At 57.6% G+C, this 19,596-nt stretch carries 15 protein-coding genes and 3 pseudogenes; 8 read left to right on the plus strand and 10 right to left on the minus strand.

Annotation, left to right across the window (positions count from 1 at the left end; all coding sequences use genetic code 11):
* The first annotated feature begins 577 nt into the window (after positions 1 to 577).
* A complete protein-coding gene (locus JFV26_RS09220; RefSeq protein WP_201191650.1) occupies positions 578 to 3,472 on the plus strand; it encodes a ribonucleoside-diphosphate reductase subunit alpha in 2,895 nt (964 codons plus the stop codon).
* A 240-nt stretch (positions 3,473 to 3,712) separates the two neighbouring features.
* Here the strand turns inward: JFV26_RS09220 and flgE are convergent.
* The 4 genes and pseudogenes from flgE to flgB all read right to left on the minus strand — a co-directional run bounded on the left by flgE (position 3,713) and on the right by flgB (position 6,675).
* Positions 3,713 to 5,046 (minus strand): annotated as a pseudogene (gene flgE, locus JFV26_RS09225) (flagellar hook protein FlgE).
* A 30-nt stretch (positions 5,047 to 5,076) separates the two neighbouring features.
* Positions 5,077 to 5,805, minus strand: a complete 729-nt coding sequence (gene flgD, locus JFV26_RS09230) for a flagellar hook assembly protein FlgD (protein ID WP_201191652.1) — start codon at positions 5,803 to 5,805, stop codon at positions 5,077 to 5,079.
* Positions 5,806 to 5,820: 15 nt separating this feature from the next.
* Positions 5,821 to 6,264: a flagellar basal body rod protein FlgC gene (gene flgC, locus JFV26_RS09235; RefSeq protein ID WP_133840425.1), complete on the minus strand. Its 444-nt coding sequence runs from the start codon at positions 6,262 to 6,264 to the stop codon at positions 5,821 to 5,823.
* Between the two features lie 3 nt (positions 6,265 to 6,267).
* Complete coding sequence (flgB, locus tag JFV26_RS09240) at positions 6,268 to 6,675, minus strand: flagellar basal body rod protein FlgB (protein WP_201191654.1); 408 nt, start codon at positions 6,673 to 6,675, stop codon at positions 6,268 to 6,270.
* On the opposite strand from flgB, the gene JFV26_RS09245 reads away from it, so the two are divergent.
* Positions 6,640 to 6,945: a hypothetical protein gene (locus tag JFV26_RS09245; protein WP_201191656.1), complete on the plus strand. Its 306-nt coding sequence runs from the start codon at positions 6,640 to 6,642 to the stop codon at positions 6,943 to 6,945. The genes flgB and JFV26_RS09245 overlap by 36 nt on opposite strands.
* 1,018 nt (positions 6,946 to 7,963) lie before the next feature.
* Here JFV26_RS09245 and cheR read toward each other — a convergent pair.
* Positions 7,964 to 8,791, minus strand: coding sequence for a protein-glutamate O-methyltransferase CheR (gene cheR / locus JFV26_RS09250; RefSeq protein WP_201191658.1), 828 nt, complete (start codon positions 8,789 to 8,791; stop codon positions 7,964 to 7,966).
* Between the two features lie 46 nt (positions 8,792 to 8,837).
* A complete protein-coding gene (locus JFV26_RS09255) occupies positions 8,838 to 9,770 on the minus strand; it encodes a chemotaxis protein CheV (RefSeq protein WP_201191660.1) in 933 nt (310 codons plus the stop codon).
* 82 nt (positions 9,771 to 9,852) lie between these two features.
* Here JFV26_RS09255 and flgA point away from each other — a divergent pair, with 82 nt between their 5' ends.
* The 4 genes from flgA to JFV26_RS09275 all read left to right on the plus strand — a co-directional run bounded on the left by flgA (position 9,853) and on the right by JFV26_RS09275 (position 12,461).
* Positions 9,853 to 10,614, plus strand: a complete 762-nt coding sequence (gene flgA, locus JFV26_RS09260; RefSeq protein WP_201191662.1) for a flagellar basal body P-ring formation chaperone FlgA — start codon at positions 9,853 to 9,855, stop codon at positions 10,612 to 10,614.
* A 168-nt stretch (positions 10,615 to 10,782) separates the two neighbouring features.
* Positions 10,783 to 11,109, plus strand: a complete 327-nt coding sequence (gene flgM / locus JFV26_RS09265; RefSeq protein WP_201191664.1) for a flagellar biosynthesis anti-sigma factor FlgM — start codon at positions 10,783 to 10,785, stop codon at positions 11,107 to 11,109.
* Between the two features lie 47 nt (positions 11,110 to 11,156).
* Positions 11,157 to 11,624: a flagella synthesis protein FlgN gene (locus JFV26_RS09270; RefSeq protein WP_201191666.1), complete on the plus strand. Its 468-nt coding sequence runs from the start codon at positions 11,157 to 11,159 to the stop codon at positions 11,622 to 11,624.
* Between the two features lie 90 nt (positions 11,625 to 11,714).
* Positions 11,715 to 12,461 carry a flagellar brake protein gene (locus JFV26_RS09275; protein ID WP_201191668.1) on the plus strand — a complete coding sequence of 249 codons (747 nt, stop codon included), beginning with the start codon at positions 11,715 to 11,717 and terminating at the stop codon, positions 12,459 to 12,461.
* 66 nt (positions 12,462 to 12,527) lie between these two features.
* On the opposite strand, the gene JFV26_RS09280 is transcribed toward JFV26_RS09275, so the two are convergent.
* The gene (locus tag JFV26_RS09280; RefSeq protein ID WP_201191670.1) at positions 12,528 to 13,901 is read right to left on the minus strand and encodes an MFS transporter; all 1,374 of its coding nucleotides are present in this window, start codon (positions 13,899 to 13,901) and stop codon (positions 12,528 to 12,530) included.
* A gap of 70 nt (positions 13,902 to 13,971) precedes the next feature.
* Positions 13,972 to 14,922: pseudogene (locus JFV26_RS09285) on the minus strand (glutamine synthetase family protein); the annotation flags it as partial.
* A 47-nt stretch (positions 14,923 to 14,969) separates the two neighbouring features.
* On the opposite strand from JFV26_RS09285, the gene JFV26_RS09290 reads away from it, so the two are divergent.
* Positions 14,970 to 15,293 (plus strand): hypothetical protein, encoded by a 324-nt coding sequence (locus JFV26_RS09290; protein ID WP_201191672.1) that lies wholly within the window; start codon positions 14,970 to 14,972, stop codon positions 15,291 to 15,293.
* A gap of 224 nt (positions 15,294 to 15,517) precedes the next feature.
* Here JFV26_RS09290 and JFV26_RS09295 read toward each other — a convergent pair whose 3' ends face one another.
* Both JFV26_RS09295 and JFV26_RS09300 read right to left on the minus strand, forming a co-directional pair.
* Positions 15,518 to 16,207: a sensor histidine kinase gene (locus JFV26_RS09295; protein WP_201191675.1), complete on the minus strand. Its 690-nt coding sequence runs from the start codon at positions 16,205 to 16,207 to the stop codon at positions 15,518 to 15,520.
* Positions 16,204 to 17,807 (minus strand): annotated as a pseudogene (locus JFV26_RS09300) (response regulator). Before JFV26_RS09300 ends, JFV26_RS09295 begins: the two are co-directional and overlap by 4 nt.
* A gap of 359 nt (positions 17,808 to 18,166) precedes the next feature.
* Here JFV26_RS09300 and JFV26_RS09305 point away from each other — a divergent pair.
* Positions 18,167 to 19,477: a lysozyme inhibitor LprI family protein gene (locus tag JFV26_RS09305; protein ID WP_207203876.1), complete on the plus strand. Its 1,311-nt coding sequence runs from the start codon at positions 18,167 to 18,169 to the stop codon at positions 19,475 to 19,477.
* Positions 19,478 to 19,596 lie beyond the last annotated feature (119 nt).

The following is a 19,596-nucleotide window of genomic DNA, read 5'->3' on the forward strand; positions in this document are numbered from 1 at the left end:
TGTGATAGGGTTCGCGCCCTTAAAAACTGCCCCAACCGTTTTCAATCGTGAAAATACCATGACAAACGGTCGACTCCAGCAGGGTCGCGGCCTACACGCTGTTTCCACGTTTCACACACAATTTACGCACAGGCTTATCCACAGGCAGTACGTTGCAATCACCCCCCAAAACGCATTATCTTGTACCTCGGCGCTAAAAAACCCTACATGTAGGGTTTTCGCCAAAAAACCAAACACAAATCAGACACCAAATTCAAGCGCTTTTATTGCCTTTGTCTGGTTGAACCAAACGTATTTTCAGAAGACCAAACTGCACGAGCGGATGGCTGCTGTTTTTGAGCCCCAAGCGGCGAAAACGGTACGGGTGTTGCAGTCAATAACTGTCACCCAAAAGGAATTCGGTTTTCAGCCTACGGCTTGAAACCAAAGACTTCGGCATGGAAGCGGCGCTCAAAAGGCCCCTTCCTGAACTGTCCCGAAGTTGTTATGCCCGGCGCTCGCCGGTTGTAGTGCTTCAGGACGGAACGGTGGGCACCGTGATGGTGCCCAAACAAACATAGAGAACGTGGAGACACCCATGCAAACCGACACAACTCGCGAGAACCCGCAGGGCACCTTGCCGCAGGCCGCTGATTCGAATTCGGATCTGTCCGCTACCGCGCCTGGCCAACTGCGCGTGATCAAGCGTAACGGCACTGTCGTTCCTTACACCGATGACAAAATCACCGTCGCCATCACCAAAGCGTTTCTCGCAGTTGAGGGCGGCACTGCTGCTGCCTCGTCGCGAATCCACGACACCGTTGCCCGCCTGACCGAACAAGTCACCGCGACCTTCAAGCGTCGCATGCCTTCTGGCGGCACTATCCACATTGAAGAAATCCAGGACCAGGTTGAACTGGCCCTGATGCGTGCCGGCGAGCAGAAAGTGGCCCGCGACTACGTGATCTACCGTGACGGTCGCTCGAAAGAACGCGCTGCCCACGCGCCGAGCGAAGAAGCCGTCAACGCTCACCCGTCGATTCGCATCACCCGCGCCGATGGCACCTTTGCTCCACTGGACATGGGCCGCCTGAACACTATCGTCACCGAAGCGTGCGAAGGCCTGGAAGAAGTCGACGGCGACCTGATCCAGCGCGAAACCCTGAAAAACCTGTACGACGGCGTGGCCCTGACCGACGTCAACACCGCTCTGGTGATGACCGCCCGTACCCTGGTTGAGCGTGAGCCGAACTACTCGTTCGTGACTGCTCGCCTGTTGATGGACACCCTGCGTGCCGAAGGCCTGAGCTTCCTGGAAGTGGCTGAAAGCGCGACCCACCACGAAATGGTCGACCTGTACGCCAAGGCCCTGCCTTCGTACATCGCCAAGGGTATTGAATTCGAACTGCTGAACCCGGTCCTCGCTACCTTCGACCTGGAAAAACTCGGCAAGGCGATCAACCACGAGCGCGATCAGCAGTTCACGTACCTGGGCCTGCAAACCCTGTACGACCGTTACTTCATCCACAAGGATGGTATCCGTTTCGAACTGCCGCAGATCTTCTTCATGCGCGTGGCCATGGGCCTGGCGATCGAAGAGAAGAACAAGGAAGACCGTGCGATCGAGTTCTACAACCTGTTGTCGTCCTTCGACTACATGTCCTCGACCCCTACCCTGTTCAACGCCGGTACCCTGCGTCCACAGCTGTCAAGCTGCTACCTGACCACCGTGCCGGATGACCTGTCGGGCATCTACCACGCGATCCACGACAACGCCATGTTGTCCAAATTCGCTGGCGGCCTGGGCAACGACTGGACGCCGGTTCGTGCCTTGGGTTCGTACATCAAGGGCACCAACGGCAAATCCCAGGGCGTTGTTCCGTTCCTGAAAGTGGTGAACGACACCGCCGTAGCCGTTAACCAGGGTGGCAAGCGCAAAGGCGCTGTCTGTGCCTACCTGGAAACCTGGCACATGGACATCGAAGAGTTCATCGAACTGCGCAAGAACACCGGTGATGATCGTCGTCGTACCCACGACATGAACACTGCCAACTGGATCCCTGACCTGTTCATGAAGCGCGTCTTCGATGACGGCAAGTGGACCCTGTTCTCGCCGTCCGAAGTTCCGGATCTGCACGACCTGACCGGCAAGGCCTTCGAAGAGCGCTACGAGTACTACGAAGCGCTGTCCGAGTACCCGGGCAAGATCAAGCTGTTCAAGACCATCCAGGCCAAAGACCTGTGGCGCAAAATGTTGTCCATGCTGTTTGAAACCGGCCACCCATGGCTGACCTTCAAAGACCCGTGCAACCTGCGCAGCCCGCAGCAGCACGTGGGCGTGGTCCACAGCTCGAATCTGTGCACCGAGATCACCTTGAACACCAACAAGGACGAGATCGCCGTTTGCAACCTGGGCTCGATCAACCTGCCGAACCACATCACCAACGGCAAGCTGGACACCGCCAAGCTGGAACGCACCGTGAACACCGCTGTTCGCATGCTCGATAACGTTATCGACATCAACTACTACTCGGTGCCACAAGCGAAGAACTCCAACTTCAAGCACCGTCCGGTCGGTCTGGGCATCATGGGCTTCCAGGATGCGCTGTACCTGCAGCACATTCCTTACGGTTCCGACGCTGCCGTCGAATTCGCCGACAAGTCCATGGAAGCGGTCAGCTACTACGCGATCCAGGCTTCCTGCGACCTGGCCGACGAGCGCGGCGCCTACGAGACGTTCCAGGGTTCGCTGTGGTCCAAAGGCATCCTGCCGCTGGATTCGCAACAGATCCTGATCGAGCAACGTGGCCAGAAGTACATCGACGTGGACCTGAACGAATCCCTGGACTGGGCACCGGTTCGTGCCCGTGTACAGAAAGGCATTCGTAACTCCAATATCATGGCCATCGCACCGACCGCCACCATCGCCAACATCACTGGCGTCTCGCAGTCGATCGAACCGACCTACCAGAACCTCTATGTGAAATCGAACCTGTCGGGCGAATTCACCGTGATCAACCCGTACCTGGTTCGCGACCTCAAGGCTCGCGGCCTGTGGGACTCGGTCATGATCAACGACCTGAAGTACTACGACGGTTCGGTTCAACAAATCGAGCGCATCCCGCAAGAACTCAAAGAGCTCTACGCGACGGCCTTCGAAGTGGACACCAAGTGGATCGTTGACGCGGCAAGCCGTCGTCAGAAGTGGATCGACCAGGCTCAATCGCTGAACCTGTACATCGCTGGCGCTTCGGGCAAGAAACTGGACGTGACCTACCGCATGGCTTGGTACCGTGGCCTGAAAACCACTTACTACCTCCGCGCCCTGGCCGCGACCAGCACCGAGAAGTCGACCATCAACACCGGCAAGCTGAACGCTGTTTCCAGCGGCGGCAACCACGGTGATGACTCGGTCCTGGCCGCTCCTGCCGGTCCGGCGCCAGTGCCTAAGGCCTGCGCGATTGACGAGCCTGATTGCGAAGCTTGCCAATAAGCTGAGCCGGTAAGCGCTTAACGGCGCTTACTTGAAACCCCCGATTAGTTCTCTACTGGTCGGGGGTTTTCTTTGCCCCTTCTTTAAGATCAAAGATCGCAGCCTTCGGCAGCTCCTACGGGGGGATGCATTCCAATGTAGGAGCTGCCGAAGGCTGCGATCTTTTGATCTTGATCTGTCAGGCACAAAAAAGCCCCTCTTGCGAGGGGCTCCTGGTGAAGCACTACAACCCAACCAGCATCAGGTCATCTGAATGATGGTCTGCATGATGGTGCTCTGGGTCGAGATGGTCTTGGCGTTCGCCTGGTAGTTGCTCTGCGCCTTGATCAGGTTGACCAGTTCGTTGGTCAGGTTGACGTTGGACTCTTCCAGGGAGTTGGACTGGATAGCACCCAGCGTTCCGGTTCCCGGAGCATCGTAGCCCGGGATACCCGAGGCGAAGGTCTCTTTCCAGCTGGTACCGCCAATCGCTTGCAGGCCCTGCTCGTTGGTGAAACTGGCCAGTGCAACCTGGCCGATGGCCTTGCTCTGGTTGTTGCTGAAGTTAGCGAACAAGGTGCCAGTGCCGTCGATGGACAGGTCGGTGATCTGGCCAGTGGCGTATCCGTCCTGCGTCGGGATCGAGCGCGCGGTGTCGGCGTTGTACTGGGTGGTCAGAGCCATCGAGATGGTAATGCCTGCCGGGTTGGCGGCCGCGCCGTTGGCAGCCCAGACACCATTGGTGACAGTACCTGGTACCCAGCCAGCCATCTTCAGGTCACTGCTGATGATCGGAGCGCCACCGGCAGGGTTGGGAGTGCTGACTTGAGTCAGCTTGCCGGAAGAGTCGAACGTCAGCGTAGAGGCAACTGGCGGGGTGGTTTTTGATCGCTGCCGGTGGCATCCGGGTTGCGACCGTCTACCAGCGTGTAGACCTTCCAGGTGTTGGAGCCAGTCTTCACCATGTACTGAGTCATGGCGTGCTGGTTGCCCTGGCTGTCATAGACCGGGGTGCTGAACGAGCCCGGGTTGGCGTAAGTCGCGGTGTTCGTCGGGTCAAACTTGTTGGCCGCCTGGGTGTCGTCAATAACCGGCACTGTGGAGTTCAAGTTGATGGTCGAAGTCACCAACGAGCTGGACTTCGGCGCCAGGTTCGAAGTGTCGATTTTCAGGTCGGTCAACACACCATTGATGATCTTGCCGTTGGCGTCGGCACCGTAACCCTGCAAACGGGCTGTTCCATCGGTATTGGTAATGAAACCATTCTTGTCGACCTCGAACGTACCGGCACGAGTGTAGGACGTCGAACCGTTGTTGCTCAGGGTAAAGAAGCCCGAACCGTTGATACCCATGTCCAGCACGTTACCGGTGTTGTTGATGTCACCCTGGGTGAACTGCTGGGAAACGTTGGCCAGGCTGACGCCGCTACCGACCACTTTGCTGCCGTTGCCGAGTTTGGTCGCCGAGTAGACGTCTGCGAACTCGGTACGGGAGGATTTGAAACCGGTGGTCGCAACGTTGGCGATGTTGTTACCGGTGACATCCAGTTGTTTGTTGGCTGCATAGAGACCGCTAAGGCCGATATTGAAAGACATATTCCACTCCTTTGTGCCGGTTAGTCGGCTCTATATACCAATGGTTTGAACTTTGGACAGGGCGACCGGGCCCAGGCCTGCGAGGTTGAGCGTCAGCTCCCCTCCGGTCTGGCTCAGGGTCACGCTGTTGACGGTAGCCGGCAGGTATACCGCCAGATCGGTTGCGGTACCGTTGATCGGCGCACTCGCCTTGACGGTGTAAGTACCGGCAGCGACCGTGGCGCCGCTCGAGTCCTTGCCGTCCCAGGTGAAGGCTGCACTCCCTGCTGCGCGGGTGCCCAGATCAATGGTTCTGACTGCCTTGCCAGTGCTGTCGGTAATGGTCACCGTACCGCTGGCGATGGACGAAGTCAGGTTCACCGAACCGTTAACCACTTTGGTCGGATCATCGACCTGGAGGCTGTTGGTCTGCACGATCACTGAACGGCCTACCAGGGACGACGCCTGCAACGCTTGCGAAGAGTTGTAGTTGCTGGCAATCGAGCTGACGGTACTGTTGAGCGTGGTGATGCCTTCCAGGCTGCTGAACTGGGCCAACTGGGCGACGAACGCACTGTTGTCCTGCGGGTCCAGCGGGTTCTGGTTTTTCAGCTGGGTCACCAGCAATTGCAGGAACGCGTCCTTGCCCAGGGTCTGGCCGCCGGTTGCGGCGGCGGTCGCGGAGTCAATGCCACCGGTGGTGGAAGTCGGCGCCTTGACGGACGAGTTCGCAAGAATGTCGGTCATGCTGAGGCTGCTGGTGGTATCGGTAACACTCATCTGAGTCGCCCCTTATCACTGACCGAGGGTCAGGACCTTCTGCATCATGGTTTTGGCGGTATTCATCATTTCGGCGTTGGTCTGGAACGAACGGCTCGCGGAAATCATGTCAGCCATTTCTTCGACGACGTTGACGTTCGGGTAGTAGACGTAACCCTTGGCGTCGGCAGCCGGATGGTTCGGCTCGTAGCGCGCTTCAAGGTTGCTCTGGTCTTCGACCACGCCCAGCACTTGCACGCCCTGACCGGCGGCGTCCTGGCTCTGGAACAGCGAATCGCTGCCGCCGCTCTGGCCGCCCTGGAACATGGTGGCGAACACCGGGTGACGGGCGCGATAGGTCTGGTCGATGCTCGACGAGACGGTTTCGGCGTTGGCGATGTTCGAGGCAACGGTGTTCAGGCGAGTGGTCTGGGCACTCATGCCGCTACCGGCAATGTTGAAAACACTGGCAAGTGACATGACTTACTCTCCACGCAGGGCTGAAACCAGCCCTTTGAATTTGCTGTTGAGCAGGGTGAAGCTGGCCTGGAAGCCCACCGCGTTTTCCGCGTAATTGGACTGTTCCAGCTGAGCGTCCACGGTGTTCTGGTCGATCGACGGTTGCATCGGCGTGCGATACAGCAGCGACTCGTCGCCATTGCCCAGGCCTTCGGCTTCGATATGACGGCTGTTGGTCATGTTCAAGGCGAAAGTGCCGTTCTTGGTTTTCTCGTTCTGTGCGGCAAGCACCTTGGAGAAATCCAGGTCCCGAGCCTTGTAGTTCGGGGTGTCGGCGTTGGCAATGTTGTTGGCCAGGACTTCGGCACGCTGAGCGCGGAAGCCCAGGGCTTGTTCGTGGATACCGAGCGCTTTATCGAAGCTGATGCTCATGTCGGGAAACCTTCGGGTGACCTGATTTTTCGTAACGTGAACATAGCAAGCGGCGTGCCAATAAAAAAAGCCCGTAAACCGGGCCTTTGCGGGCATCGGCAAGACGGCAATGCCAGAAAAGCGGCAACCGGTTTCCGCCGCCTGCCGCTTTTCTGCCGCTTTCCCCAATCGCACGCCGCCCCTGTAGGAGCTGCCGAAGGCTGCGATCTTTTGATCCTGGTTTTTAAGATCAAGATCAAAAGATCGCAGCCTTCGGCAGCGCCTACGTGATGCAAAGCGGCAGGCATAAAAAAGGGCGCCCTTGAGGACTCCCGTTTTTATGCCTGCCCGGCTTCCGCTTTTCTGCCGCGCTCCCCAATCCCCCGTCACCTCTGCAGGAGCTGCCGAAGGCTGCGATCTTTTGATCCTGGTTTTTAAGATCAAGATCAAAAGATCGCAGCCTTCGGCAGCGCCTACGTGATGCAAAAGCGGCAGGCATAAAAAAGGGCGCCCTTGAGGACTCCCGTTTTTATGCCTGCCCGGCTTCCGCTTTTCTGCCGCGCTCCCCAATCCCCCGTCACCTCTGTAGGAGCTGCCGAAGGCTGCGATCTTTTGATCCTGGTTTTTAAGATCAAGATCAAAAAATCGCAGCCTTCGGCAGCGCCTACGTGATGCAAAAGCGGCAGGCATAAAAAAGGGCGCGCTTGAGGACTCCCGTTTTTATGCCTGCCCGGCTTCCGCTTTTCTGCCGCGCTCCCCAATCCCGCGTCACCCCTGTAGGAGCTGCCGAAGGCTGCGATCTTTTGATCCTGGTTTTTAAGATCAAGATCAAAAGATCGCAGCCTTCGACAGCGCCTACGTGATGCAAAAGCGGCAGGCATAAAAAAGGGCGCCCTTGAGGACTCCCGTTTTTATGCCTGCCCGGCTTCCGCTTTTCTGCCGCGCTCCCCAATCCCCCGTCCCCCCTGTAGGAGCTGCCGAAGGCTGCGATCTTTTGATCCTGGTTTTTAAGATCAAGATCAAAAGATCGCAGCCTTCGGCAGCGCCTACGTGATGCAAAAGCGGCAGGCATAAAAAAGGGCGCCCTTGAGGACTCCCGTTTTTATGCCTGCCCGGCTTCCGCTTTTCTGCCGCGTTCCCCAATCCCCCGTCCCCCTGTGGAGCTGCCGAAGGCTGCGATCTTTTGATCCTGGTTTTCAAGATCAAGATCAAAAGATCGCAGCCTTCGGCAGCGCCTACGTGATGCAAAAGCGGCAGGCATAAAAGGGAGCCCTGAGGACTCCCATTTTTTATGCCTGCCGTTTTTGCATCACTTCGCCTGGTAAATGATCCCCGGACTGCACTGGACCATTTGGTAATGGTCCGGCAAACCGTTCAGCGCTTCGGAAGCACCGAGGAACAAGTAACCACCCGGCTTCAACGTGCTGTGAATGCGCAACAGGATGTCTTTCTTCACCTCGGCGGAGAAGTAGATCAGCACGTTGCGGCAGAACACGATGTCGAACTTGCCCAGCGCTGCGTAGCTGTCAAGCAGGTTGAACGAGCGAAACTCCACCCGACTCTTGATCGGCGCCTTGATTGCCCAGCGCCCCGGCCCTTTAGGGTCGAAGTAACGCTGCAGGCGCTCGGGTGACAGACCGCGACCGATCGCCAGGCTGTCGTATTCACCAGTCTTGCAGTTGGTCAGCATGGTGCCGGACAAATCGGTGGCGACAATCTGCACGCCCATCTTCAACTGGCCCAAGTTGACCCGTTCGAACTCGTCGATGGACATCGACAGCGAATACGGTTCCTGACCCGACGAGCAAGCCGCCGACCAGATGCGCAGACGTTGACCGGGAGCAGCCTTGATTGCTTCGGGCAGCACCTTGTTCTTCAAGACTTCAAACGGATAGGTGTCACGAAACCACAGGGTTTCGTTAGTCGTCATGGCATCCACCACCATTTCGCGCAAACCACTGCGCGGCTGGGTCTGGATGCGCTGAACCAGCTCACCCAGGGACTTGATGCCCTGCAGCTCCATCAGTTTGTTGAGACGGCTCGAGACCAGGTACTGCTTGTTTTCACCGAGCAAAATGCCACAGGCTTTTTCCAGGAATACCCGGAACTGTTCGAAATCCAAATTACCCGTAGACAAAGATACCGCCTCTTAAATCGTGTTGACCGCCAGGGGCAAAAGGCCCCTAGCTGATGTCTGCTGCTTTGATCCGGTCGACTACCCGGGATGCCAGGTCATCAGGACGGAACTTGGCAAGGAAGTCATCGGCACCGACTTTCTTGACCATCGCCTGATTGAACACACCCGACAACGAAGTATGCAGGATGATATGAAGCTTTTGCATGCGAGGGTCGCCGCGGATCTCCGCCGTCAGGGTGTACCCGTCCATCTCCGGCATCTCGATGTCGGAGATCATCATCAGGAACTCTTCTTCCGGCTTCTTGCCCTCGTCGACCAGCTTGCGCAAGTAATCCAGCGCTTGCCGACCGTCGTTCAACGCCACCACTTCGACACCGATCGTTTGCAGGCAACGGGTCACCTGCTTGCGCGCCACCGACGAGTCATCGACCGTCAGCACCCGCAAGGACAAGGCCTTGTGCTGGGTTTCGACATCGACCACCCCCACCGAAATCGCTTCCGGTGTCGGCGCAACCTCCGCCAGGATTTTCTCGACATCGATGATTTCGACTAACTGATTGTCGACCCGAGTCACAGCCGTGAGGTAATGATCGCGTCCAGTGCCCTTGGGTGGCGGATGAATCTCCTCCCAGTTCATGTTGACGATGCGCTCTACCGACCGGACCAGGAAACCCTGAGTCTTGGTGTTGTACTCCGTGATGATCACGAAGGGATTGCTTTGATCAAGCAACCGGCCGGAACCGGTCGCCATCGCCAGGTCCAGAATCGGAATGGTTGCCCCACGAATACTTGCCACACCGCACACGACGGGACTGGACTTGGGCATCAGAGTCAGTTTGGGGCATTGCAGCACCTCACGAACCTTGAACACATTGATCCCGTAGAGTTGCTGGCCGTCGAGACGGAACAACAACAGCTCCAGGCGATTCTGCCCTACCAGTTGCGTGCGCTGGTTTACCGAATCCATTACACCAGCCATGCCCAGACTCCTACACCAACGCTAAGTTGTGTTGCGACGCACATTCATCACTAAACGGCACGGCGCTTGCTTTTTAACCCGTATGAACGATCAAACGACATTTTCCCGACGCCTGACATCAAACTACCGCAAATTGCTTTGCGTGATGTCGGCTGCTTGCCTGTTGACCCCTGGCAGCCCTGCCGTTGCTGATGCGGTCACCCTGCCTGACATGCTTATCGGCGTCACTCAGGGCTTTCTTGAATTCACCGTAGAGGACTATCTGGCCACCAGTCAAACGGAAGGTCGCTACGAAATCGAGGTCAAGCAGCTCGATCCGCGACTGCGCATGCCCATGTGCGACAAGGAATTGACAGCCTCTCTGGAGAGCCCGGCCACCCCCATCGGCCGGGTTACAGTCAAGGTTCGTTGCGAGGGCAGCTCCCCCTGGACCGTGTTCGTACCCGCTCAAGTGCGCCTGTTTCGAGAGGTCGTCACCACCACTCGCCCGCTCAGGCGCGCCGGCATCATCGAACCTGGCGATGTCGCTTTGCGTGAGCGCGACATCAGCCTGATCAACCAGGGTTATTTCACTTCTGTTGACCAGGCCATCGGACAGAAACTTACCCGACCAACGGTCACCGATCAGGTCATCACCCTGGTCCACCTCGAACAGGCGGAAGTCGTGCGCAAAGGCGATCAGGTGGTGATTACCGCACGCAGTGGTACGCTCAGTGTGCGCATGCCGGGCGAGGCGCTCTCCAATGGCGGCCTGGCGGAACAGATAAGGGTAAAAAACCTCAATTCCATGCGAGTCATCAAGGCGCAAGTCACTGCACCTGGCCAAGTAGAAGTGTCCATGTAGGGCCCTGTGTTTTGTGAAGCTATGGCGCGCCGACTGGCTGTTGCCTAAACTGTGCCCCATGCAGGATAAGTGCTGGCGCATGCGGCTCATTGCTTAAATGAGCCTAAAGTTTTCGCAGGAATAGCCGAAAACATGGCAAGCGTCCAAATACCCAGAGGTTTTTTGATCATGGTCATCGATTTCAGCCGTTTAAACAGCTCCTCGTCACTTACGGGCAGTACACGTACCAGCGTTGCCAAGGAAACCGCCGACGCCGGCAAATCCGCGCCGCTGACTACCCCGGCCGAACAGGCCAGTACCGTCACAAGCGGGGAATCGGTACATCTCAGCAATGAGGCTCAACAGTTGCAAAAGGTCACTGACAAGCTGCGCGATCAGCCTGCCGTCGACAATGCCCGTGTGGCCGAGTTGAAAGCAGCGATTGCCGATGGCAGCTATAAAGTCGACAGCAACCGTGTAGCCAGCAAACTGCTCAACTTCGAAGCCCAGCGCTAGGCCACCGCCTGCGCAGGCTTTTGGACGCTTAGAACCCAAGGCCAGCCATGCACGACACTAATTTACTGCAACTGATCACCGACGACTTTGCTCCAGCTCAACGCTTGCTGGAGTTATTGCAAACCGAGTCCCTCGCCTTGCACGGTCGCGACATGCCACTGCTAGAAGAAATTCTGGCGGGAAAACAGGCATTGATCATTTTGCTCGAACAGCATGGCCGCAAGCGCAGCGAAATCCTCGCCAGCCTGAACCTGCCCCTCACTCGCGCCGGTCTTGAGCAACTCGCCAGCCATTCGAGCATTGGCGATCAGTTGCTGGAACAAAGCGATGTGCTGACCGATCTTCTGGCTCAATGCCAGGTTGCCAACGTCAAGAATGGCCAGTCGATCCTGATGCAGCAGGCCGCTACGGCCAATCAGCTGAAAATCCTCACCGGTGGCGAACCTCCAGCGCTCTATGATGCTCGCGGATCAACCGCCAAGCTTGCGATGCCTCGCCCGCTCAGTCAGGCTTGAGCCCCGCCAATGAGCACGCCCTATCAAGACGCGAAACATGCTGGCAGAATGCCGGCTAGTAGTCATATTTTGTCTGGAGATTGATGAACCGTGTTCAATGCCTTAAGCGCGGAAGATGCTCCGCAGCCACCCAAGGTGCTCACCACACCCCTGGAAATCTCCGGCAACCTGCGCCAGCTGCAAGATAGCCATGATCCGCTGATCATCACGTTCCACGAACGTAGCCAGCGCTTCCAGAGCTATCTGGTGGACCTCAATCGTGACAGCAACATGATTGCCCTGGACGAGATGATCCCCCGTGACGGTGAACGCTACCTGTTGGCCGGCGAACCGTACCGGGTCGAAGGTTTCCACGACGGAGTACGCATTGCCTGGGAAAGCAACGGTCCGTTGACCATCGACGAAGCCGGTGGTGGTCGTTGCTACCGTGGTGCGCTGCCGACCGAGGTGGTTTACCACCAGCGTCGCAATGCCTTTCGCGCCGCGTTGAAGCTGGCGCAACTGGTTAATGTCGAACTGGGCGGCGAAAAACTCAAATCATCGATCAACGGCAAGTTGCTGGATATCTCTGCCACAGGCTGCAAGCTGCGCTTCGAAGGCGATATCACGTCCAGTCTGCAACTGGGCCAGGTCTACGACCGTTTCATCGCCGCCCTGCCCTTTGGCAGCATGACGGCACCGGTCGAACTGCGTTACTTGCACTTCGAAGAAAGAATCTCCACCACGTTCGCCGGTGTCCGCTTTCACAACATGAGCGGCCTGGTGCAACGGCAGGTCGAGCGCTTCGTCTATCAGCTCCAGCGCGAAGCACGCCGCTTCGACAAAGACGACATGTAAGTACCGCGCTCCAATAAAAAACGGGCAGTCCCTTGCGGTGACTGCCCGTTTTTTTATGCCTGGATGTTAAGGCCTGGCCTCGGTAAAGCTTTGTTCGCGGCCGGTATCCGGGTCATGCGGCTCGTCCGGGGACGGATCGGTTTCAGGTTTCGGCTCAGGGTCCGGTTCGGGATCGACCGGATTCTGCATCTGATCCTGCACCACCTGCTCATCGACACGCGGGTCCAGGGCAGCCACCAGCGGTGAGCTCGACATGCTGTCGGGCATGGCCACGTGATGCAGCGGCGCATCGTCGACCTGATGCAGGTTGGTCACCGCTTTCGGACGAATCCGCCACACCAGCACCAGCGCAAAGAAGCTGAAGAAGGCGTACAGCATGTGGCTGCCGAACAGTTTCATCAGCACCCCGGCCACCAGCGGCCCGATACTGGCGCCGACACCGTAGGTCACCAACAACATAGCCGTCAGGGACACCCGACGATCGCCCTCGACGTGGTCATTGGAAAACGCCACCGCCAACGGATACAGGCAAAACTGTACCAGCGAACAAAGGAACCCGGCGATGAACAGCACCTCCAGCGGCACCTCGGTCATGATCGCCAGCGGCAACGCGGCAACCGCCAGGCACAACGCGAAGCAGCGGATCAGCAACGCCCGATCATAACGATCGGACAACCAGCCCAACGGCCACTGCACCACCAGACCGGCAAAAATGCAGCTACCCATGAACAGACCGACCTGCTCCGTCGATAGCCCCTGCTGAGAGGCATACAGCGGCGCCAGGCCGTAGAACGAACCGACGATCAACCCGGCCCCCAACACCGTGCTCAACGACTGCGGCACGCGCTTGATGAAGAACCGCGGCTCCATCGGTGCCGGATGCAAAGGCGCCGGGTGAATGCGTCGGGTCAGGGCCACCGGCACCAGGCACAACGCGAAGCACAGAGCGACCAGCATCAGTAGTTCCAGACCAAGCTCCGGGTGCAGGACCAGAATCAGCTGCCCCAACACCAGCCCCAGGTACGAGGCAATCATGTAGCCGCTGAACACCAACCCGCGCTGCTTGGCTTCGGCCTGCTCATTGAGCCAGCTCTCGATGACCATGTACTGGCACATCATGCCCAGGCCGACGATCACCCGCAGAAACAGCCAGGCGGGCAACCAGTTGATCAAGCCGTGGCCCAATACCGCCGCGCCGACAATCCCGGCACACGTGGCATAGGCTCGAATATGCCCGACCCGGGCAATCAACCGGTGGCCGATCTTGCCGCCCAACACCAGGCCGAAATAGTTAGCCGCCATCAAGGCACCGACCCACAAGCTGTCGACATGGTCAGCCGCCAGGCGCAAGCCCAGATACGTACTCAACAGGCCCGAACCGATCAACATCATCAGCGAGGCGAAATACAGCGCTCGAAAGGATTTCCAGATTTGGCGCATCGGCGTTCCGAGCGGCTCCTTGCAGTGAGTATCGGGCTATCGAGGACGATAGCCCGAAGACGACGGGTCGTCAGGCCTGGGCGGCTAAAACACGCCGCTCCCAGGGAGTAATTTCATCAAAGAAGCTGGTCAACTCCATGGACTTCGAAGCGATGTAGCCTTCGATGAACTCCTTGCCGAACAGTTCCTTCGCCAATTGGCTACGTTTCAGACGTTCAAGGGCAGCGTGCAAGGTACATGGCAACGAAAGATTATCCGGCACCACGAACTCACCCTGGATCGCCTCGGTCGGCTCCAGTTCGTTTTCGATGCCATGCAACCCGGCGGCCAGGCTTGCGGCAATCGCCAGGTACGGGTTGGCATCGGCGCCGGGCAAGCGGTTCTCGACCCGACGGGCCACCGGCGAACTGGCCGGAATGCGCAGGCCCGCGGCCCGGTTATCATGGGACCAGCAGGCATTATTCGGGGACGCAAACGGGTGGCACAAGCGCTGGTAGGAGTTGACGTTCGGCGCGAACAACGCAGTGAAGTCGGCCATGCCGGCCTGCTGACCACCGATAAAATGACGGAAGGTCGCCGTGGGCAGCCCAGCCTCATCGCTGAACACATTAAGCCCGCTGCCGATCTCGACGATGCTCTGGTGAATATGCATCGAACTGCCCGGCGTGTGGGCCAAAGGCTTGGCCATGCACACCACCGTCAAGCCGTGCTTGAGCGCAACTTCCTTGAGCAGGTGCTTGAACAAAAAGGTCTGGTCAGCCAGCTGCAACGGATCGCCGTGCAGCAGGTTGATCTCGAACTGGCTGACGCCCATCTCGTGCATGAAGGTGTCGCGAGGCAAGCCAAGGGCGGCCATGCATTCGTAGACTTCACTGAAGAACGGTCGCAAACCGTTATTGGAACTGACGCTGAACGCCGAATGACCGTCCTCGCGACGACCGTCCAGGCCAGTGGGCGGCTGGAACGGTTGCGTCGGGTCGGTGTTGGGCGCGAAGACAAAAACTCGAGCTCGGTCGCCACCACTGGCGCGAAGCCCTGCGCGGCGTAACGCGCGATAACGGCTTTGAGTTGGCCGCGGGTCGACAGGCGGGAATTCTCACCGCTCAGTTCATCCGCATCGCAAATGGCGAATGCCCGAGGTTGCTTGCTCCAGGGCAAGCGGTGTATCTGCGCCGGATCCGCAACCAGCGCCAGGTCGCCATCATCGCAGCCGTAAAAGCGCGCTGGCGGATATCCGCCCATGATGCATTGCAGCAGCACACCCCGCGCCATCTGCAACCGCCGCCCTTCGAGGAAGCCTTCGGCGGTCATTACCTTGCCCCTGGGTACGCCGTTCAAATCCGGCGTGACACATTCAATCTCATCAATGCCCGTCAATCGCTGAGCGAGTGAACGCTGGCCATCGGTTGTCATGACGCAATCCTTGTTATTGTGCGAGCCGCGAACGGCGACCCGTACAAAATAGGCTCCGCCCGTTCGGAATATCAAGCACAGGCGAAGAAAAAACAACCGACGTCCCACACCCCGGTAGGAGCTGGCGAAGCCTGCGATCTTTTGATCTTGTCTGTAAAAAGTCAAAAGATCGCAGGCTTCGCCAGCTCCTACAGGAACGTATATCAGGGCAAGTAGAGACTGAAGACGCCACCGCCCAGTGGGCCGCCGTTGCTGATTCGCGTGTATCCGCCAACACCGTTGCGCTGATGCAGCGCGGCGATGCGTCCGGCGAAGTAAAGGCCCAGGCCCGTGCTACCGGTGCTGTGGTTCATACCCTGCACGTAATCGTCCTGTCGCTCGATCATCTCGAGCGGATAGCCTTCGCCATCATCGTTGATGGTCACCACCAGTTGACCGGCCTCGTCGCTAACCGTGATCAACAGCGCATCTCGTGCGTAACGGATAGCGTTGTTGATGCTGTTGGCCAGCACCGAAGCAACCAATTCCCGGTCGAAAAAACCCAACGGGCTCAGCGGATCCACGTCGTAGGTCGCCATGATGCCGCGACTGGCGAACACCTCCTGATGCGCGGCCAGTTGCGCTTCAATAAAGTCATCCAGCTCATGGTAAGCCGGCTGCAATGGCATTTGGTTGACGCCGAGCTTATAGAGCCCCAGCAACTGCACCAACATGCCGTTGAGGTGAGCGAACTCGAAGTCGATGACGCCCTGTTCCTTGGTGTGCTGCTGATCGGGCAAGCGCGCCAGCCATTGGCTGTGAGCCTGCATCAGCATCGCCAGAGAGTTCTTCATATCGTGCACGGTGGAGGCAATTACCGTGGAGAAGTCGAGTGCCTGTTCGCTGTCGTTCATTCGCCAAACGCCTTGCTTCGCAGCTTCTGATAACGGGGAAAACGCGTGTCGGTGTCGGGCATCAGGCCGACCGTTTTCAGGCAGGCCCGGCACTCCTCGAGTTCTGCCGAAGGGACGTTGGTGTCAGTGCCATGCAGCAGCGACTGCGCCATGTTCAGCGCAATACTGATGTTCTTCGGTTGCAGTGCAAGGGCTTTGCGGAACACGTCCCGTGCTTCCACCAGGTTGCCGGCCTTGTACACCCGCACGCCCTGTCGGTTGAGATCGGCGGCGGCGTTGCCGGCATTGAGGATGGTCGGGTCGTCGGTCAATTTGGCGATGCCCTGCATCACCGTCGGGTCGTCACCGTAGATCTCCGCACAGTTTTTCAGCATCGAAGCGCCTGCGGTGGCTTGCCCGAGCATTTGCAATTGCTTGGCCACCAGCAGCGCCGCTTCGGCACTCATGAATTGCTCCATGCCATCGAGGCGCATCATCGCTTGTTCGGTGAGCTTCTCGGCGGTCTCGGCATCGTTGAGCAGCAGGCTGGTGGCCTTCATCAGCCGTGCACGAATCTGCAAGCCCGGTCGGAGGGGTTCTCCTTGGCCACAGCACTGAGGGTCGTGTTGATTTCCAGCCGGGTCCGGGTGTCCAGCCCCTTTTCGCTGCCCTTGCTGATCAAGGCATGGGCCAGGCCAAGGTTGCTTTCGGCATCCTTGAAACGGGACTGGGCACCTTGAGCCACCGCCTGGCGATAGGCTTTAGAGGCGGTGTCAAAATCTTCGTTGGCCATCGCCAACTTACCCAGCAACGCTTGCCGGCGGACCGCCAGTGGCGACAGGCGAATGGCTTCCTCCAACACGCGCTGGGCACCTTTGGTATCGCCTTGCGAGACCAACACGTCGGCCATGCCGTCATAGAGCGCCGGCATCATCGGGAATACTTTCAGCGCTTTTTCATAGACGCCTTTGGCTTGGGCAACCTGGCCGCGCTTGAACAGCAACTTGCCCAGCCCGGCAAACGCCCATGGCAAAGGCCGATCCGCGATGATGCCATCGTAAAGACGTTCCAGCGCTTCGTTCTGGTTCAGGTCGCGCAAGGCATCGGCGCGATAACGCAGGCATAGCGGCGAATAGCGGATGTCCTGCTTGCACAAGGCGATACAGGCATTGAGCACCTCGACTGGTTTACCCCGGTCAAGCGCCTGCAGGATCGGCTTGAGCAAGGTCTTTCGCTGCACCAGCCGTTCCAGCCGCTGGGCTAGACCCGAACGGTTGAACGGCTTGGTCAGGTAAGCATCGGGCTCGTGCTCCAGGGCGCTGAGCACCATGGCCTGACTGGTTTCAGCGGTGACCATGACGAACACACTTTCATGGCTGATCAGCTTCTCGATCATCAGGTCTTCAAGCACCTGCTGACCGTTTTTCTTGCCATCGCCCAGATGAAAATCCTGCAGGATGAAATCGTAGGACTTCTGCGCACACATACGCAGCGCCTGTTCACCGGTATCAGCGGTGTCGACATCCTTGATGCCCAGCTCCCGCAGCATGGACCTGACGGAGCTGCGGAAATCCGAGAAATCATCGACGATCAGAAAACTCTTTTGGTGATACGACAGCATCGAAGATTTCCAGGCAATTTAAGAAGAACAACCCAAAGGCAAATACACCAACCCGCTTGGCTTCACTGTTTCTTGGCGCGCAGATGATAGCTGGAGGCCAAAGGCTATCAAGCGTTTTCGCATCAACCCACGAGGAGACTTTCGGGTTATCGGCCAGTGGTGGCCTTCCCTTGAAGCGACGGGCGTGAAAACGTGCATTTGGCTGCGCGAATGTCGACCTTGATGCACACTTGGACGGCGACAGACTGCAAGGGTCGCCTACTCGATGAACTCAAGGTCTTATTACTGTGTACACCAAAGGACGATGCATTTTGTCCGCTTGTGCCCTGCTGTCGACTCAGCATGCATTGGCGACTGGGATGGACTGTACAAAAGCGGCAAGCGCCGTTGAAAAAACCATTTGCGCGAGCACAGCGCTATACGCACTGGATACGCAAATGGGAGGGGCTTATCGCGCGCTGGTTAATGCTACCCCCAAGGCACAGCCTGAACTAAGGACAGCCCAGCGCATCTGGCTAAAAACTCGTGATCAATGTGTCGACAATCAGGAATGCCTCGATCAGAGCTACAGCGAGCGCCTTCAGTCGTTGCAAAAGCAATTGAGAGCAGCCATCGCCTACAAGCCTCTGGAAGTCGATAGGCTGGCCTCAGAAGATCTGCGCCAAGCCATACAAGCAGCGAGTAACGCCGAGGCGGAATTTCCGCTGGAGCGAACACTTGAGTCACTTGCGATCAAAACAGGTACTGCTCGATTTTCAGATGTCACGAATGGCGACAGCCCCGACGACGAATCGCACTTTCCAAAGACAATACCGCCTGGCGTCACGCAGGAGGAATGGAAGGCTCTCACCGCCTCCAAAATTGAGGGGGCTAGCGAATCCGGCAATAGCTTTTACACCTTGATGGATCTTGACGGCGATGGACGGCGGGATCTGATTGTCGAGACCTACGCAGGTGGTACAGGCTTATTTTCTTACGTAGAAACGTATCACCGTGTCGGAGGTATTTTTGTCAGAAGGACAGCTACTCTCGACTCGGCATCGAGTTCAGACAGCGCTCTTCTATCCCTCAATGATCGTGGGGCCAATCAATCTGTCGACTGGATAGACATTCGTGGTCGTGTCTATGCGGCCTATCGAAACAGCTACTACGGTGTTGATCAGCTTTACCTTCTCAATCCTCTCGAAGTCACGGCTGCAGTCCCCACAGTTACGGTTCATTACCGTTATCAACTGTCTATCCCCAAGATTCAAAAAGATGAAGCCAACGGCTCCAGCCTTACATTGGACGACGCCTTACTTGAATCACTCACCCAGGCAGTGGGCAAAGTCAGCAAAACCAAAGCAAAAGATGTAGGCGAACAGAAAAAACCTCTGTGTCCCATTCCTCCGACCGGGGAAGGTGACGGCGCCTACTACGGATATGGCCCCGGTCATTACTCCTTCGAAATTGTCGGCGATATACCTGTTGTCATTGGGGACCAGTGCTATATCGGGAGGATGATGGATTGGTTTGGAGGTTACAGCGTCAAGGATGGGCTCTCTGCGCAACTAGTGATGCGCAAACCAGACAGGGAGGAAACCGAACGTAGTTACCAGGTAGATGGCCGGCGACATATGACCGATGTGACTACCTCTATTGGTAAAGTCGAGGGTGACAATGGCGGCTAGTGATTTGCCTTTGAACCGCTGATCGCACTTACCGGCTGCGAACAAAAAAGCCCCATCAGAGAATCTCTGAACGGGGCTTTTTTTAAATGGGTTGTGATCTGGGATAACCATTGAGCTGT

This window comes from Pseudomonas sp. TH31 (assembly GCF_016650815.1).
In the GTDB taxonomy this organism is placed as follows: domain Bacteria; phylum Pseudomonadota; class Gammaproteobacteria; order Pseudomonadales; family Pseudomonadaceae; genus Aquipseudomonas.

What these genes read in the sequence shown, in the direction of transcription:
- JFV26_RS09280 (WP_201191670.1), bottom strand. Translation starts at nt 13,901, where the DNA reads ATGCGCCAAATCTGGAAATCCTTTCGAGCGCTGTATTTCGCCTCGCTG.
- flgM (WP_201191664.1), top strand. Translation starts at nt 10,783, where the DNA reads ATGGTCATCGATTTCAGCCGTTTAAACAGCTCCTCGTCACTTACGGGC.
- JFV26_RS09305 (WP_207203876.1), top strand. Translation starts at nt 18,167, where the DNA reads ATGGACTGTACAAAAGCGGCAAGCGCCGTTGAAAAAACCATTTGCGCG.
- JFV26_RS09255 (WP_201191660.1), bottom strand. Translation starts at nt 9,770, where the DNA reads ATGGCTGGTGTAATGGATTCGGTAAACCAGCGCACGCAACTGGTAGGG.
- flgC (WP_133840425.1), bottom strand. Translation starts at nt 6,264, where the DNA reads ATGTCACTTGCCAGTGTTTTCAACATTGCCGGTAGCGGCATGAGTGCC.
- JFV26_RS09270 (WP_201191666.1), top strand. Translation starts at nt 11,157, where the DNA reads ATGCACGACACTAATTTACTGCAACTGATCACCGACGACTTTGCTCCA.
- JFV26_RS09220 (WP_201191650.1), top strand. Translation starts at nt 578, where the DNA reads ATGCAAACCGACACAACTCGCGAGAACCCGCAGGGCACCTTGCCGCAG.
- flgD (WP_201191652.1), bottom strand. Translation starts at nt 5,805, where the DNA reads ATGAGTGTTACCGATACCACCAGCAGCCTCAGCATGACCGACATTCTT.
- flgA (WP_201191662.1), top strand. Translation starts at nt 9,853, where the DNA reads ATGAACGATCAAACGACATTTTCCCGACGCCTGACATCAAACTACCGC.
- JFV26_RS09295 (WP_201191675.1), bottom strand. Translation starts at nt 16,207, where the DNA reads ATGAACGACAGCGAACAGGCACTCGACTTCTCCACGGTAATTGCCTCC.
- flgB (WP_201191654.1), bottom strand. Translation starts at nt 6,675, where the DNA reads ATGAGCATCAGCTTCGATAAAGCGCTCGGTATCCACGAACAAGCCCTG.